Genomic DNA, 15,994 nt, shown 5'->3' with positions numbered 1-15,994 from the left:
ATCGTCGGCGAACGGCGCGATCAGGCCGTGACCGCCTCCGCGGCCGTCTCGTCGTCCTCCGTCGCGACGAGCTGGCCGCAGGCGCCGTCGATCTCCTTGCCTCGCGTGTCGCGGATCGTCGTGGGGACGCCCGCGTCGTTGAGGCGCCGGACGAACTCGTTCTGCACGGAGCGCTCGGAGGCGTCCCACACCGACCCCGGGGTGGGGTTCAGCGGGATGGGATTGACGTGCACCCAGCCGCGCCCGCGCGCGTTGAGCTTCTCGGCGAGGAGGTCGGCGCGCCACGGATGGTCGTTCATGTCGCGGATGAGGGCGTACTCGATCGAGACGCGGCGCCCCGTCGCCTCGAAGTAGGCGCGCGCGGCGTCGAGCGCCTCGTCGACCTTCCAGCGCGAGTTGATCGGGATGAGCTCGTCGCGCAGCTCGTCGTCGGGCGCGTGCAGGGAGAGCGCGAACGTGACGGGGATGGCCTCGGCGGCGAGCTTCCGGATCGCCGGCACGAGCCCGACGGTCGACACCGTGATGCCGCGGGCGCTCATCCCGAGACCCTCCTTCTTGTCGACCATGACGCGCACCGCCTGCATGACGCGGTTGTAGTTGGCGAGCGGCTCGCCCATCCCCATGAAGACGATGTTCGACACGCGCTCGGCGCTGTGGTCGTCCGCCTTCTTGCCGCCGAGCTCGCCCGACGCGATGGCCCGGTTCGCGCGCACGATCTGCTCGACGATCTCCGCGGCGGACATGTTGCGGGTGAGGCCCGCCTGGCCCGTCGCGCAGAAGGGGCAGTTCATGCCGCAGCCCGCCTGCGACGAGACGCAGAGGGTGATGCGGCCGGGATAGCGCATGAGCACCGACTCGACGAGGGCGCCGTCGTGCAGCTTCCAGAGGAACTTGATGGTGTCGCCGCCGTCGGTCTGCAGGCGTCGCACCTCGGTGAGCAGCGGCGGGAGGAGACCGGCGACGAGCTCCTCCCGGCCCTCGGCCGGCAGATCCGTCATGTCCGCGGGGTCGCTCGTGTGGTGCGTGAAGTAGTGCTTGGCGATCTGCTTGGCCCGGAAAGCCGGGAGGCCGAGCTCGGTCACCTTCGCCACGCGCTCGTCGGGCGTGAGGTCGGCGAGGTGCACGGGGGGCTTCCCGCGCTGGGGGCTCGCGAACTGCAGCAGCGGCCGGCCCGTGGCGTCCTTCTGCTGCCGCCAGCCCTCGGTGCGCGGGCGCACCTGACGGACACCGGTGTTCGTCGGGCGTTCGGGGCTCTCGGTCATGCCTCCAGCGTAGGGGGTGGGGCCTGCGAGGCCGCTGGTGCCGGGGCGGCGAGAGCGACGACCCCAGCATCGACGTCGTCGTCCTTCCCCAGGACGACGTCGGCCATCTCGTCGACCCCTCCTTCGACGCCGCGCTCAGCGAGCGACCCCCGCGCCGCCGCTCAGCGAGCGACGGAGTATCCGGCCTCCCGGACCGCCTCCTCGACGGCGTCGCGGGCCAGCGGGCCGGACCGGCGGATGGTGACCGTCGAGACCCCGCCGGCGACGAGATCGACCTCGACGCCCTCGACGCCCTCGACCGCGGTGAGCTCCTCGGTGACGCTCGAGACGCAGTGCCCGCAGGTCATGCCCTCCACGAGGACGACGTCCTCCGACGCCGACGCGGTCTCCGCGGGGGCGTCCTGCTGCGTCGGGGCGGCACAGCACGCGCATCCGGCGGAGGTGTCCTTCACTCCGAGCTCGACTCGTTCGATGGTCATGGCTGACGTCCTCTCGTTGTCCGGAGCACCCGGGCGCATCCGTTCGGTCCCGACGAGGGTACCCCCCTAGGGTATCCTCGTCAAACACGGGCGAACCGGGCAGGATGGCGGGATGAGCATGCCCGCCGCCGATGTCGTCGTGCCCGAGCGCGTGCGGGCGCTCGCGGACGGAGCCCGGCTCGAGCCCGTCTGGCGGAACGGCATCGGCGGGCTCACCTTCCGCACGGACGACGGCCGCTTCATCAAGTGGGGCCCGCACGACGCCGAGACGAGCATGGCCGCCGAGGCCGAGCGGCTCGCGTGGGCCGGGCGATGGCTGCGCGTGCCGCGCGTGCTCGCGGGCGGGACGGACCCCACGCACGAGTGGCTCGTCACGGAGGCGCTCGACGGCGAGAGCGCGGTGTCCGCGCGCTGGCTCGACGACCCCGCGACGGCCGTCCGCGCCGTGGGGGAAGGGCTGCGCGCGCTCCATGAGAGGCTGCCCGTCGACGGATGCCCGTGGTCGTGGCGTGTGCCCGACCGCATCGCCGCCGCCGGGGAGCGGGGCATCCGCGTGCCCGACCGGCTCCGGGACCATCCACCCGTCGACCGGCTCGTCGTCTGCCACGGCGACGCGTGCTGCCCCAACACGCTCATCGGCGACGACGGGCGGTGGTCGGGCCACGTCGACCTCGGCGCGCTCGGCGTCGGCGACCGCTGGGCGGACATCGCGGTCGCCGCGATGAGCACGGCGTGGAACTACGGGCCCGGCTGGGAGGGCGCCCTCGTCGCGGCCTACGGGGTCGCGCCGGACGAGGAGCGGATCGCGTACTACCGCGACCTCTGGAACGCGACGTAGCGGACGCTTACCCGCGCCCCGCGCCCGGCGCCCCGAGCACGACGCAGGAGATTCGGCGACGCGCGACGACCACGCCCGCGTGTCTGCGCGGATACGACCTTCACCGGCGAGCAGATCTCCTGCGTTGTGCCCGGCGTCGCGGAGCGCGCCGCCTCATGCGCCCCAGTCGACGGGGACGACCAGCCGCGACTGCGCGGGAGGCGTGGCCGGGTCGGCGATGCGGGCGATGACGAGCTCGGCGGCCAGCCGCCCGAGCTCCTGCCCGTCGACGTCGATGGCGGGCACCCCGCGCAGGCCGAGCGCCTCGACGATCGCCCGTTCGGAGCTGACGACGGGGGGCTTCGCGCCGTCGGCGAGGTACGCGTACTGGATGCCGAGGCCGATGGCCGTCGCGTAGGGGATGACGGCGGTGGGATCGTGACGGCGGACGTCGGCCGCCGCTGCGACGCCGGCGGCGAACGTGGACGGGTGGGGGCCGACGACGCCCAGCCGCGCGCCGAGCGCCTCGGCCGCGGCGCGCACGGCGGCCGTGCGCTGCGCGTCCTGCCATGAGCCCTCGGGCCCGCCGACGTACACGAGTCGTTCATGGCCGTCGCGGACGAAGCGCTCGGCGAGGGAGCCGAAGGCCGACGCGGTGTCCGCGACGACGGACGTCACCCCGTCGATCTCCCTGTCGACGAGCACCGACGGCTTGCTCCCGCCCGCGGTCACGACGAGGTCGTCCGTGCCGCGGGGGGCGACGACGATGAAGCCGTCGACCTGCCGCGACAGGCGCTCGAAGGCCGCCAGCTCGCCCGTGCGCTCGAGGGGATGCACGACGACGGTGAGCTGGAAGCCGGCCGCGTCGGCGCGCGCCTGGGCCCCGCCGATGATCGGCGTGAAGAAGCTGTTGTCGAGGGTCGGGACCACGAGGGCGATGACGCCCGTGCGGCCCCCGGCGAGCAGCCGCGCGGTGTTGTTGACGACGAAGCCGAGCTTGCCGGCCGCGTCGCGCACACGCTGCGCGGTGGCGGGCGACACCATCTCCGGCCGCGAGAACGCCCGCGACGCCGTCGCCTTCGAGACCCCGGCGAGCGTCGCGACATCGGCGATCGTGGCCATCCGCACCCCCTGTCCTCCGCCATCCTAACGCGCGGCTTGGAACCGGTTTCAGGCGTTTGTAACAGGATGTTTACACCGCTGGTTGGCACTCGTATCATCGTGCGTCGTAGCGTGTCATGCAACCGGTTACATTCTCACGATCGATCCTGGAGGCTGCGATGAGATCCCGCCTCACGCCCGCGCTCCTGCTGCTCCCAGGGCTCGCGTTCCTGCTCATCGGCTTCCTCGTGCCGTCGCTCGCGATGCTCTTCTCGCCGCCCGGCACGGCGACGCCCGACATCTTCGCGCGCTTCGGCGAGATGCTCACCGATCCGTACGACCTCGCCATCATCGGGCGGACGCTCCTGCTCGGCCTCATCGTCACGGCGATCTGCGTGGGTCTCGGCTTCCCCATCGCCTACCTGCTCGCACGGTCGACGTCGCGCTGGTCCGGCGTCTTCCTCGCGCTGGCCATCTTCCCGCTGCTGCTCAGCAACGTCGTCCGGACCTTCGGCTGGCTCGTCGTGCTCGGATCGAACGGCGCCATCGGCCAGCTGCTCGTGGGCCTGGGCATCGTGGACCAGGCGCCGCAGCTGCTCTACACGCCGCTCGCGATCGTGCTCGGCCTCACCCAGCTGTTCCTGCCGCTCGCGGTCATCACGTGCTACTCCGCGGTCTCGCAGGTCGACGCCGGCCTCGACGACGCCGCACGGGGGCTCGGCGCCTCGCGCACGCGCACGTTCTGGGACGTCGTCCTCCCGCTCTCGCTGCCCGGCGTCGTCGTGGCCGCGACCCTCGTGTTCGCCGGGGCCGTCACGGCCTACACGACGCCGTACCTGCTGGGCGGCTCGGGCAACCGGATGCTCTCGACCCAGCTGTTCTCGTACTCCAGCGTCACGGTCGACTGGGCGAGCGCCTCGGCGACCGCGCTCATCATGACGATCCTCGTGTTCGCCGTCTCCGCGGTGTCGACCGTCGTGGGCAGGAAGGGGGCGACCTCGTGAGCACCCGCCGCCCCGTCGCCACCGCGCTCGCAGTGGCCGGCTACATCATCATGATCGTGCCGATCCTCTTCGTGGTCGCCACCGCGTTCACGGGAGGGAGCACGCTCCGCTTCCCGCCGGAGGGCCTGTCGCTGCGGTGGTTCGGCGAGGCGCTCTCCTACCAGCCGTTCATCGGCTCGCTCGTCACGAGCGCCGAGATCGCCGTCCTCGCGACGTTCCTCGCGCTGCTCGTGGGCGTGCCCGCGACCCTCGCCATCCATCGCGGGAGGCTGCCGGGCAAGGGCGTCGTCGAGGCCCTCTTCCTGTCCCCGCTCATCGTCCCCGAGCTCGTCGTGGGGCTGGCGCTCTTCCAGCAGCTCATCGTGACGTTCCGCCTCGACAACGGGCCCGTCCTCCTCATCGGCCACACGGCCCTGCTCCTCCCCTACGCCGTGCGCGTGACGGGCGCGGCGCTCGCCGGCGCCGACCCCGCCCTCGAGGAGGCCGCACGCGGGCTCGGGGCGTCGCCGCTGCGCACGTTCTGGACGATCACGCTCCCCGTGCTGCGGCCGGGCATCTTCTCCGCGGCGCTGCTGAGCTTCATCACCTCGTTCAACAACGTGCCCCTCTCGCTCCTCCTGCAGAGCCGCACGACCCAGACCCTGCCGATCACGATGCTCGACTACGTGCAGCAGAGCTACGACCCGATGGTGGCCGCCACCTCCACCCTCATCCTCGCGGCCACCGTCGTCATCGCCGTCATCGCCGAGCGCACGGTCGGCTTCGCCAAGATCTTCGGAGGCATCAACCGATGAACGCCGCTGCCCAGTTCGTCTCCGTCAGCCAGGTGTTCGGGGAGGTCACCGCCGTCGACGACATCGACCTGTCGATCCCGTCCGGCAAGCTCACGACCCTCCTCGGCCCGTCGGGATGCGGCAAGACGACGTCGCTCCGCATGCTCGCCGGGTACACCCGCCCGACGTCCGGACGCATCCTCATCGACGGCGTCGACGCCACGACGACGCCGCCCGAGAAGCGCGGGCTCGGCATGGTCTTCCAGTCGTACGCGCTCTTCCCCCACATGACCGTCGCCGACAACGTGGGCTACGGGCTCAAGCTGCGCGGCGTCTCGAAGGCGGATCGCGCGGCACGCGTGGCCGAGAGCCTCGAGCTCGTCGGCCTCGAGCACCTCGCCTCGCGCAGGCCGCGGGCTCTCTCTGGCGGCCAGCAGCAGCGTGTCGCGCTCGCCCGAGCCGTCGCCGTCCGCCCCAAGCTCCTCCTGCTCGACGAGCCCCTGTCGAACCTCGACGCCCGCCTGCGCGTGCAGATGCGCGCCGAGATCCGCCGCATCCAGGCGGAGACGGGCCTCACCGTCGTGCTCGTCACGCACGATCAGGACGAGGCGCTGGAGATGAGCGACGAGATGGTGCTCATGCGCGCGGGCAGGATCATGCAGCAGGGCGCGCCGTCCGAGGTCTTCGGCGCCCCCGCCGACCGGTTCGTCGCCGACTTCCTCGGCTACGAGAACTTCGTGCGGACGCCCGCCGGCCTCGTCACCGTGCGTCCCGAGCACGTGTCCGTCGTCGCCGGCGCCGTCGAGAGGGGCGAGGGGCTCGCTGTCGAGGGCACCGTGACCGACGTCGCCTACCGCGGCGTCGACCTGCTCATCACGGTCGCCGCGCGCGACGCGGAGGGCGAGACGCGGCTCCTCTCCGACATCCGCTCCGACGGCGCGCCCCACGTCTCCCCCGGCGACCGCGTCACGGTCACGGCTCCCGCCTCCCGCCTCGTCGCGCTCGCCGACTGAAGCACCCCCTCGAAAGGACCTCATCATGCGCCACATCCCCGTCCGGGCCATCGGGCTCGCCTCCGGCGCCGTCATCGGCGCCGTCGCCCTCGCCGGCTGCTCGGCGTCCGGCGGCGACGCCGCCGACGCCGACACGCTCGTCGTCAGCACCTTCCCGTTCGGCGCCGAGCAGTTCCAGGAGGCGGTGATCGACCCGTTCACGGAGGCCACCGGCATCGCCGTCGAGGTCGACACCGGCTCCAACGCCGACCGCCTCTCGCAGCTGCAGCTCTCCGGCGGGGAGGACCCCGGCGTCGACGTCATGCTCATCAGCGACTACTACGCCGCTCTCGGCCAGGAGGACGACCTGTTCCAGCAGGTCGACGCCGACGCGGTGCCGAGCCTCTCCGAGATCGCGGGCTTCGCGACCGAGGACGCCTACCTCGGCCCCGCCTACAGCTACCAGCTGAACGGGACGCTGTACCGAACGGACGAGCTCTCGGCCGACGAGGCCGCGAGCTGGGACCTGTACGCCGACGACGCGTACGCCGGCCGGCTCGCGCTGCCCGACATCTCCGTGACGGCGGGCCAGCTCGCGATCAGCGGCGTCGCGGCGACCTACGGCGACGGCCCCTACGACGTCGACACGGCGTTCTCGACGATGGGCGGGTGGGCGCCGAGCATCCTGCAGTTCTACAGCTCCTCGACCGAGGTGACGAACCTCATCACGCAGGGCGAGATCGTCGCGGCCGACTCGCTCAACGGCTTCGCGACCGACCTCGTCGCCTCGGGCGAGCCCGTGGCGTGGACCGCCCCGGCCACGGGAGCGTACATGGCGACGAACCGCGCGATGGTCCCGACGGGAGCGGCGAACGTGGATGCCGCCCAGCAGTTCATCGACTACCTCCTCGGCGTCGAGGCGCAGACCTCCTCGGCCGCGATCGTGGGCGATCTGCCCGTGAACCCCGGCGCCGAGATCCCGGAGGAGATCACGGCCGTCGTCGGCGACATCGCCGCCGACCCCGTGGCGGCCGGCTACGAGACGCTCGACCCGACGGAGCTCGTCCCGACGCGCAGCGAGTGGGTCGACCGCTTCGCGCGCGAGGTGACGGCCCAGTGACGGGGGCCGTCCCGTCGGACTGGATCGAGAGGCTCCCCAAGGTCGAGCTGCACTGCCATCTCATCGGCGCGGTGAGGGCGACGACGTTCGCCGAGCTCGCCCGGCGCGAGGGGCTCGACCTGCCCGACGAGCCCGAGCGCATCTTCGCCGACATCAACTCGCTGCCGCCCGATCCCGCGCTCTACCGCGACACGGTCGTCCCCGTGCCCCAGGGCCGCTCGGCCGACGAGCCCGACGTGTCGTACTCGCTCTTCCAGGCGTCGAGGTGGGTCATCGAGACGCTCCGCGACGCCGACGACCTCACGCGCATCGTGTACGAGGCGTTCGAGGACGCGCACCGCACGAGCAACGTGCGTCATCTGGAGCTCTTCTTCGACGACGTCCCCGGGCACCTGGCGTCGCTCGGCTATGCGGGAAGCGTCGAGGCGTACGCGGAGGGCATCCGGATGGCCGAGCGCGACTTCGGCATGACGGGTCGGATGATCAAGGGCATCGACCGCTCGAAGAGCGGCGAGGAGGCGCTCGCGCGCGTCCGCGAGGTCGTCGACAACCCGCACGAGTACGTCGCGGGCATCGGCCTCGACAACCTCGAGACGGCGGGGCCGCCCGAGCGGTTCGCCGACGCCTACCGGCTCGCGGGCGAGGCGGGCCTGGGACGCACGGCGCATTCCTCGGAGCACGCGCCGAGCGCGCAGAACACGGTCACGTGCCTCGACGTGCTCGGCTGCGACCGCATCGACCACGGCTACTACGTGCTCGAGGACCCCGAGGTCGTCGCGCGTGTCCGCGACGAGGGCGTGACCTTCACGGTCGGGTCGACGACCTCGCGCCGCTCGTGGCGCCCATGGCGTCGCGCCTCCATCCGCGCCATGCTCGACGCCGGGCTCGGGGTCGTCCCGTGCTCGGACGACCCCGGCATGTTCCCCACGACGCTCGCGAACGAGTACACGATCCTGAACGAGCGGATCGGCGCGACGCACGCCCAGATGAGCGCCATGGCGCTGCGCGCCGTCGACGCGTCGTGGCTTCCGGAGGCAGAGCGCACCGCGCTGCGCGCCGAGGTCGCCGCCGAGATCGCCGCACTGGACGCGGAGTTCGGCCTGGTGTGAGGCGTCCTCCGCGCGGCCCGCGCGGAGGACCGCCGACGACCGCGAGGCGGTTCGCCGACGCCTACAGGAACACGTCGGGGATGAGGTCCGCGTCGGGCGTGCCCGGCACGGCGGCGTAGCCCGAGAGGTCGGTCACGCCCGCCCGGTCGAGGACGTCCTCGACCAGGAGCGTACGTCCGGTGAGCGACCGCGCGGGCTGCGTGAGCACGACGTGCGCGGCGTCGGCGTAGATCTCCGGCTTCCGGCTGCGAGCCATCATGGTCTCGCCGCCGATGACGTTCCGCACGGCTGCGGTCGCGATGAGGGTCTTCGGCCACAGCGCGTTCGCCGCGATCCCCGCGTCCGCGAGCTCGGCCGCGAGCCCCAGCGTGGCCATCGTCATCCCGAACTTCGCCAGGCTGTATCCGGGATGCGCGCCGAGCCACCGCGGGGTGGCGTTGAGGGGCGGCGAGAGCGACAGGATGTGCGGGTTCGCGCTCTCGCGGAGCGCCGGGATGGCGGCGCGGCTGAGCATGAACGCGCCGCGCACGTTGACGTCCTGCATGAGGTCGTACCTCTTGGCGCTCAGGTCCTCCGACCCCGACAGGTCGATGACGCTCGCGTTGTTCACGACGACGTCCACGCCCCCGAAGGCGCCCACCGTCTGGAGCACGGCCTGGGCGATCGCGTCGTCGTCGCGGACGTCGCCGACGATGGCGAGCGCCTGTCCACCGGCCTCGCGGATGGCCTCCGCCGCCGTGTGGATCGTTCCCTCGAGCTTCGGATGGGGCGTGTCGGTCTTCGCGAGCAGGGCGACGTTCGCGCCGTCGCGCGCGGCACGCAGCGCGATCGCGAGGCCGATGCCGCGGCTGCCGCCCGACATGAGGATCGTGCGACCTGCGAGGGAACCGTCGGGGATCATCCGCTCTCCTTCGAACGTCTCGGCGCGCGGATGCACGCCCGACCATCCTCCACCGCATCCCCGGGCGGCGGTCAAACTTCTTGGCGGACGCGCACAATCCCTCCCTTCGGCTCGTCGCGAGCATCGGCGTCACGCTGCGTCAGATCGTGCTCGACGAGGAGGACCGCCCCCTCTCGGTCGCGGTCCGCGAAGACGTCCCGAGCGGGCCACCGGCACCGGCGGTGAGAACGCGGCCATCCGGGACGCCCTCGCCTCCCTCGGGCGTCGGCGCCCCGTGGATAGGGTACGAAGACGACCCGAGAGAGGCATCCGCGGTACGAGGAGGTACGCATGATGACGAACGCACCCGACACCCGGGCCCCGCGATGGAAGGTGATCGGCCCCGGACTCGTCGTCGCGGCGACCGGCGTCGGCTCCGCCGACATGGTCGCCACGCTCGTCGCGGGGTCGAACTACGGCTACATGCTGCTGTGGGCGGTCGTCCTCGGCGTCGTCCTGAAGATCGTGCTCGTCGAGGGCGCGGGGCGTTACACGGTCGCCACGGGGAAGACGATCTTCGAGGGATGGCGCTCGCTCGGCCGCTGGCCGGTCTGGTACTTCGCGCCGTACATCGTCATCTGGGGCTTCGTCTACGGCGCCTCCGCGATGAGCTCGACCGCGCTCCCCCTCGCGGCGCTCTTCGGCGGTCCGCTGTGGGTCTGGGCCGTCGCCACCGGTCTCATCGGGTTCGTCCTCATCTGGTTCGGCCGCTACAGGTTCTTCGAGCGGATCACGGCGGCGCTCGTGGGCGTCATGTTCGTCACCATCGTCATCCTCGCCGTCATCGCGGCGCCCAACGTGCTCGACGCGATCACGGGCCTCGTGCCGCTCATCCCCGACGAGCCCAACGCCGTCTTCTACACGCTCGCCCTGGCCGGCGGGGTGGGCGGCACCATCACCCTCGCCGCCTACGGCTACTGGCTGCGCGAGAAGGGATGGGACAAGCCGCAGTTCCTGAAGGTCATGCGCATCGACAACACCGTCGCGTACATCGTGACGGGGGTCTTCGTCATCTCGATGCTCATCGTCGGCGTCGAGGTCGTGCAGGCCGCCGGCGTCGCGATCTCGGCGAGCGACCAGGGACTGCTCGAGCTCGACGGCGTGCTGCGCGAACGCTACGGGGAGGTCATCGGCGTGTGGTTCCTCATCGGCTTCTGGGCCGCGGGCTTCTCCTCCGTGCTCGGCGTGTGGAACGGCGTCTCGCTCATGTTCGCCGACTTCATGGGCAACGTCACGGGCAAGGGCTCCGAGCATCCCGACTCCCGGGCCAACGGCAGATGGTTCAAGGTCTACGTGCTCTGGCTGACGTTCCCGCCGATGCTCCTCCTGTTCCTCGACCAGCCCGTCTTCCTCGTCCTGCTGTACGGCGTGCTCGGGGCGCTCTTCATGCCGTTCCTCGCGATCACGCTGCTGCCCATCCTCAACAGCGACCGCGTGCCGCGCGGGTTCCGGAACAGGTGGTACCTCAACGTGGCGCTCGGCGTCACGACGATCCTGTTCGTCGTGCTCGGCGTCTACCAGGTCTGGAACGCGATCGCGAGCGTCATCGGCTGACCGGGGGACGGTCCGCCGCCCCGGCCCGCTCAGGACGGGCCGAGGATGAAGTTCCACGCGCCCGTCGCGACCGAGACCGCGATCGCCGTGAGCGAGATCCCGAGGCCCGCGCACAGGAGCGCCCGCTCGCGCGCTCCCCAGCGCGACTCCCGCGCCCACGTGCGGCGTGCCGTGCCGCCGAAGCCGCGGGCCTCCATCGAGGTGGCGAGGGTCGCGCCCCGGCGCAGCGCGAGCACGACGAGGGCGAACGCCATCCCGAGCAGGCGCCGGACGCGGCCCGTGTCGGCGACGCCGCGCGCGCGGCGTGCGATGGCGAGCTCACGCCAGTCGTCGACCAGCAGGCCCACGAGCCGCATGCCTCCCAGCGCGCCCAGCACGAACCGCGCCGGCAGCCGCACACGTTGTGCGAGCCCGTCGGCGAGGTCGGTCGGATCCACGGTCGAGAAGAGGACGACCCCCGGCAGCGCGAGCGCCAGCACACGCAGGAACGTCGCCGCCGCCAGGGCGAGCGACCCGTCGCTCACCCGGACGAGCAGCCATTCCAGATGGACGGTCCCGCTCGGCTCCCCGTAGAGCGCGATCGTGACCGCCGCGAGCGGAGCGGCGATCCAGACCGGAGACGTGCGGCGCCAGAACGCGCCCCATCCGAGACCCGCCGCGACGAGCAGCGGAATCTCGAGCACGAGGGCGACGAGCGCCGAGACGACGTCGACGGTGAGGATGAGCGGGAAGGCGATGAGCAGAGCGGCCCCGAGCTTCGCGACGGGGTTGACGTCCGCGAGCGGCCCGCGCGCGACGACCGGAGCGGGGATCACGAGCGGACGCCCGCGGGGACGACGCGGTGCTCACGGGCGTGCAGCGCCGCGAGCACCTCCGCATCGTGCGTGACGGCGACCACGGCGGCCGGCTCGCCGTCCTCGCCGTCCCGCAGGCGCGCGACGATCGCGACGAGCTCCGCCCAGGTGGTGGCGTCCTGCCCGAAGGTCGGCTCGTCCAGGACGCACACGCGCGGCCGCGTCGCGAGCATCGCCGCGACCGTCAGACGACGCTTCTCGCCGCCCGAGAGCGTGTGCGGGTTCGCGTCGGCGAGACGGGCGAGGCGCAGCGATCCGAGCAGCTCGTCGGTCCGTCTCCGGATCTCCGCCTCCGGCAGCCGCAACGCCCGCGTCCCGACCTCGAGCTCACCCCGGACGGTGCGCGCCAGGAGCTGATGGTCGGGCGACTGCAGGACGGTGCCGATCCGGGTCAGCAGCTGACGCGACGACCAGCGGACGGGCGCGGCTCCCACCCCCTCCGCGAGCCGGGGCGAAGCGAGGACGTCCCCGCCGAAGGGCGCGAGAAGGCCCGCCAGCGTTCGCGCGAGCGTGGACTTGCCCGCTCCGTTGGCGCCCGTGATGCCGAGCACCTCGCCCGGCCGCGCCTCGAGGTCCATGGGGCCCGCGACGGCGACGCCGCGCGCACGTGCGACGCGGAGGTCGCGCGCGCTCAACAGCACCTCGCCCGGAGCCGCGGCGGGCGGCCCCGGGCGCCGCGGCGGGATGCCCGGCACCCACACTCCCCCCGCGGCGAGCGCGGCGCCACGGTCGACCAGCACGTCCGACGGGCTCCCGTCGGCGATCACGCCCTCTCCCCCGCCGGACGGGGTGCCGAGGACGACGACGCGGTCGACGAGCGGGAGCCACACGTCCACGCGGTGCTCGACGACGACCAGCGTCGCGCCGGTGCGGTCGACCACGCGGCCCACGGCGTCGCGCACCTCGGCGACCCCGTCGGGGTCGAGATTCGCCGTCGGCTCGTCGAGCAGGAGCAGGCCCGGCCGCATCGCGAGGGCGCCCGCGAGCGCGAGCCGCTGCTTCTGACCGCCCGACAGCGCCGAGGTGGAACGGTCGAGCGGGACGTCGAGCCCGACGAGATCGAGCGCCTCGCGAACCCGCGCCCAGGTCTCCTCGCGCGCGACGCCGAGGTTCTCGCAGCCGAAGGCGACGTCGTCGCCGACCCGGGCGAGCACCGCCTGCGCATCGGGATCCTGCTGGACGAGGCCGGCGCGCCCGCGGGCGGATGCCGGATCGGCGCCGTCCACGAGCAGCCGGCCGGCCTGCTCCCCCTCGTCGGCCCCGCCGAGCACGCCCGCGAGCGCGTGGAGGACCGTCGACTTGCCCGCCCCGCTCGCTCCGAGGAGGAGCACGCGCTCCCCCGGCTCGATGCGCAGCGAGATGCGGCGCGCAGCCCACGCCTTCCGCGTGCCGTATCGCCAACCCCACCCCTCCGCGACGACGGCGGAAGGACGCGTATCGACGCGCGACACGTCAGACGCGGCGGGCGACGTCGCGTCCCGCGGCGAAACGGCCGAGCGCCCCCGTCGCCGCCAGCGCGCGGACGACGGCCCATCCGCCCAGTCCGGCGACGACCGCGCCGGAGACCGTCGTGGAGACGATGTAGATCGCCTTGAACGCGCCGTCGGCGGCGGCGTACCAGACGAGGCTGTCGTTGACGCCGGCGGCGAGTCCGGCGGCGGCCCCCGAGAGCGCGGCGACGGCCGGCCCGAACGCCCGGTAGAGGAAGATCGCGAGGACGATCTCGGCCCCCAGCCCCTGCACGAGGCCGGACACGATCGTGAGAGGACCCCACCGGTTGCCGACCAGGGCGGAGATCACGGCGGCGAGCAGCTCGGTGTAGATCGCGGCGCCCGGCTTGCGCACGACGAGCCCGCCGATGACCCCGGCGATGAGCCACGGCCCCGCCAGCAGCCCGCCGAGGCCGGGGAGCAGCGGACCGAGCAGCGAGCTCGGCAGCTCGTAGCCGATGTTCCAGACGAGGAAGATCACGGCGCAGGCGACGCCGATCACGCTCGCCACGACGATGTCGACGACGCGCCACGTGTAGCGGCGGGCTTCTGCGGTCCTGTTTCCGGACGCGGATGCAGACATCCTGTTCTCCTTCCTGCGCCGGCATGACCCGGATCAGGTTCGACGGTCGACGCGCTGCTCGCGTCCTCTCAGCCCGCTCGGCGGACTCCCGTGTGATGTGACGCCGATTGTAGTCGTCCCGGGGCGCGGATGCCGAGGCCTCGGAGCCGGGACGGGGTAGCGTAGGCCCGTGGCAATCGACGACTCCCCGGCGCCCGGGACCCCCGACGCGACGTCCGGGGCCGGTGACGCCGCGGCCCCCGAGCGCGGCGACATCTTCGCGCGCGCGGACGCCGCGGCGGAGCGCCGGCTGAGGGCGGATGCCCGCAGGTCGGCCGAGGGAGGGTCGCGCAAGAGCCCCCGGACGGGCGCCCGGCGCGGCGGCGCCGAGGGTCCCGGCGCCCCGGCCGCATCCGCCTCGAGGGGCGAGCCCGCCGCGGCGGCGCCCCTGACGGCGCTCGGATGGGTCGACCCCGCCGCCGTCGGCACGTCGAGTGCGGCGGGCGCGCTGTCGACGAGCCGCCTCGTCCCCGTCGAGCCTCCCCTTCTTCCCGAGCGCACGCGCGGCCGCGGATGGGTCGGCCCCGTCATCGCCGTCGGGGCCCTCGCCTTCGGCTACGTCGTGGCCACGGCGTTCTGGCCGCTCTCGAACGTCCAGCCGAGCATCTCGGACCTCACGGTCGAGACCCCGATCGGCGAGGAGTTCCCCGTCACCTGGCCCGCGGACGGCACCGCGGCCCTCGCGGCCGTGGACGGCCCCGGCGGGACGATCGCCTCGAACGACGACGCCCTGCCGATGGCGAGCATCACGAAGGTCATCACGGCGCTCATGATCATCGAGCGCGAGGGCCTCCGGCTCGACGAGGACGGGGGGTCGTACGCGTTCACCTACGCCGACAGCCAGGAGTACTGGGCATACCTCGTCGCCGACGAGTCGGCGCTCGACGTGCCCGTGGACGGGACGCTCACCCTCCGCCAGATGCTGGAGGGCGTCATGCTCGGCTCGGCGAACAACTACGTCGACCGCCTCGTCGCGGAGCTCTGGGGCTCGCAGGACGCCTGGCTGGTCGACGCCCAGGCATGGCTCGAGGCCAACGGTCTCGCCGACATCACGGTGACCGACCCGAGCGGGATCGGGCCGACCAACGTCGCGACGGCCCGCGCGCTCATCGCGCTCGCCGACCGCGCCCTGCAGGACCCCGTGCTCGCGGAGATCATGGCGGAGAAGTCCGTCACCCTCCCCGGCGCGGGCCTCGTCGAGAACTCGAACCCGCTCATCGACGACGCGGGCGTCGTCGGGCTCAAGACCGGCTCGCTCTGGTCGACGGGCGTGCAGTACTGGAACCTGCTCGCCGCGAAGGACGTCACCGTGGGCCAGACGACCGTGCGGCTGTACTCCGCCGTCGTCGGCCAGCCCGACGAGGAGGGCCGCGAGACCGTCAGCCGCGAGCTGCTCGCCTCGCTCGAGGAGGGCATCCAGCCCGCGACGGCCGTCGCGGCCGACACCGCCGTCGCCCACATCAGGACCGAGTGGGGCGCGCAGAGCACGATCGTCACCGCGTCCGACGCCGAGGTCCTCTCGTGGCAGGGCGTCGCGCCCGCGACGACGCCGGAGTACGACGTCGAGCTCGGCGCGGGCTCCGGCGACGAGGTGGGGACGCTCACCGTCGCCGGCGGGCTGAACGAGACGAAGGTCGCTCTCGCCCTGACCGACGACGTGCCGCCGCCCTCGTTCTGGTGGCGCCTGACGCACCCGCTGGATCTGCTCGGCCTCGGCTGAGGCGGATCGGCCGCGTCTTGCGTGCCTCGGCGGCCACCGCATTCTTCGGAGGATGACGCGTTCCCCGGAGCGAGACGGCCACGAACGTCCGGGGAACGGCGCGCTCCTCCGGGGTTCGGAGGCCGACCCCGGCCGAAGGCTCCGCCCGCCCCGCGGC

At 72.8% G+C, this 15,994-nt stretch carries 15 protein-coding genes and 1 riboswitch; of the genes, 8 read left to right on the top strand and 7 right to left on the bottom strand.

The genetic code is table 11. The features are described from left to right. Nucleotides 1-20 precede the first annotated feature (20 nt). The gene (gene rlmN / locus N8K70_RS01775; protein WP_317139902.1) at nt 21-1,262 is read right to left on the bottom strand and encodes a 23S rRNA (adenine(2503)-C(2))-methyltransferase RlmN; all 1,242 of its coding nucleotides are present in this window, start codon (nt 1,260-1,262) and stop codon (nt 21-23) included. A 161-nt stretch (nt 1,263-1,423) separates the two neighbouring features. After that, nucleotides 1,424-1,741, bottom strand: coding sequence for a heavy-metal-associated domain-containing protein (locus N8K70_RS01770; protein WP_317139901.1), 318 nt, complete (start codon nt 1,739-1,741; stop codon nt 1,424-1,426). A 112-nt stretch (nt 1,742-1,853) separates the two neighbouring features. Between N8K70_RS01770 and N8K70_RS01765 the strand changes: the two genes are divergently transcribed. Beyond that, complete coding sequence (locus N8K70_RS01765) at nt 1,854-2,579, top strand: aminoglycoside 3'-phosphotransferase (RefSeq protein WP_317139900.1); 726 nt, start codon at nt 1,854-1,856, stop codon at nt 2,577-2,579. 153 nt (nt 2,580-2,732) lie between these two features. Here the strand turns inward: N8K70_RS01765 and N8K70_RS01760 are convergent, their stop codons facing one another. Beyond that, nucleotides 2,733-3,680: a LacI family DNA-binding transcriptional regulator gene (locus tag N8K70_RS01760; protein ID WP_317139899.1), complete on the bottom strand. Its 948-nt coding sequence runs from the start codon at nt 3,678-3,680 to the stop codon at nt 2,733-2,735. A gap of 158 nt (nt 3,681-3,838) precedes the next feature. Here N8K70_RS01760 and N8K70_RS01755 point away from each other — a divergent pair, with 158 nt between their 5' ends. Genes N8K70_RS01755 through N8K70_RS01735 form a run of 5 tightly spaced genes read left to right on the top strand, consistent with a single transcriptional unit; the run spans nt 3,839 to nt 8,657 of the window. Further along, entirely contained in the window at nt 3,839-4,663 is an 825-nt protein-coding gene (locus N8K70_RS01755; RefSeq protein ID WP_317139898.1) for an ABC transporter permease, read from the top strand. Further along, nucleotides 4,660-5,457, top strand: coding sequence for an ABC transporter permease (locus tag N8K70_RS01750; protein WP_317139897.1), 798 nt, complete (start codon nt 4,660-4,662; stop codon nt 5,455-5,457). Before N8K70_RS01755 ends, N8K70_RS01750 begins: the two co-directional genes overlap by 4 nt. Continuing rightward, nucleotides 5,454-6,449 carry an ABC transporter ATP-binding protein gene (locus N8K70_RS01745; RefSeq protein WP_317139896.1) on the top strand — a complete coding sequence of 332 codons (996 nt, stop codon included), beginning with the start codon at nt 5,454-5,456 and terminating at the stop codon, nt 6,447-6,449. The genes N8K70_RS01750 and N8K70_RS01745 overlap by 4 nt, the downstream gene beginning before the upstream one ends. A gap of 25 nt (nt 6,450-6,474) precedes the next feature. Then, on the top strand, nt 6,475-7,548 hold the full coding sequence (locus N8K70_RS01740) for an ABC transporter substrate-binding protein (RefSeq protein ID WP_317139895.1): 1,074 nt from the start codon (nt 6,475-6,477) through the stop codon (nt 7,546-7,548). Further along, on the top strand, nt 7,545-8,657 hold the full coding sequence (locus N8K70_RS01735; protein ID WP_317139894.1) for an adenosine deaminase family protein: 1,113 nt from the start codon (nt 7,545-7,547) through the stop codon (nt 8,655-8,657). The genes N8K70_RS01740 and N8K70_RS01735 overlap by 4 nt, the downstream gene beginning before the upstream one ends. A gap of 61 nt (nt 8,658-8,718) precedes the next feature. Here the strand turns inward: N8K70_RS01735 and N8K70_RS01730 are convergent, their stop codons facing one another. Further along, nucleotides 8,719-9,558: an SDR family oxidoreductase gene (locus N8K70_RS01730; protein WP_317139893.1), complete on the bottom strand. Its 840-nt coding sequence runs from the start codon at nt 9,556-9,558 to the stop codon at nt 8,719-8,721. Nucleotides 9,559-9,888: 330 nt separating this feature from the next. On the opposite strand from N8K70_RS01730, the gene N8K70_RS01725 reads away from it, so the two are divergent. Further along, the gene (locus N8K70_RS01725; RefSeq protein WP_317139892.1) at nt 9,889-11,151 is read left to right on the top strand and encodes an Nramp family divalent metal transporter; all 1,263 of its coding nucleotides are present in this window, start codon (nt 9,889-9,891) and stop codon (nt 11,149-11,151) included. Nucleotides 11,152-11,180: 29 nt separating this feature from the next. On the opposite strand, the gene N8K70_RS01720 is transcribed toward N8K70_RS01725, so the two are convergent. The 3 genes from N8K70_RS01720 to N8K70_RS01710 form a co-directional block, all read right to left on the bottom strand. Further along, on the bottom strand, nt 11,181-11,966 hold the full coding sequence (locus N8K70_RS01720; RefSeq protein WP_317139891.1) for an energy-coupling factor transporter transmembrane component T family protein: 786 nt from the start codon (nt 11,964-11,966) through the stop codon (nt 11,181-11,183). After that, a complete protein-coding gene (locus N8K70_RS01715; RefSeq protein ID WP_317139890.1) occupies nt 11,963-13,456 on the bottom strand; it encodes an ABC transporter ATP-binding protein in 1,494 nt (497 codons plus the stop codon). Before N8K70_RS01715 ends, N8K70_RS01720 begins: the two co-directional genes overlap by 4 nt. Nucleotide 13,457: 1 nt before the next feature. Further along, on the bottom strand, nt 13,458-14,078 hold the full coding sequence (locus tag N8K70_RS01710; RefSeq protein ID WP_317139889.1) for an ECF transporter S component: 621 nt from the start codon (nt 14,076-14,078) through the stop codon (nt 13,458-13,460). Then, nucleotides 14,072-14,179, bottom strand: a riboswitch (TPP riboswitch). (Overlaps the previous gene by 7 nt.) Before the next feature lie 68 nt (nt 14,180-14,247). Here N8K70_RS01710 and N8K70_RS01705 point away from each other — a divergent pair. Further along, nucleotides 14,248-15,837 carry a D-alanyl-D-alanine carboxypeptidase family protein gene (locus N8K70_RS01705; protein ID WP_317139888.1) on the top strand — a complete coding sequence of 530 codons (1,590 nt, stop codon included), beginning with the start codon at nt 14,248-14,250 and terminating at the stop codon, nt 15,835-15,837. Nucleotides 15,838-15,994: the final 157 nt, after the last annotated feature.

Source organism: Microbacterium sp. AB (assembly GCF_032878875.1).
Lineage (GTDB): Bacteria > Actinomycetota > Actinomycetes > Actinomycetales > Microbacteriaceae > Microbacterium > Microbacterium betulae.
This window is presented reverse-complemented; position numbering and strand designations above follow the sequence as displayed.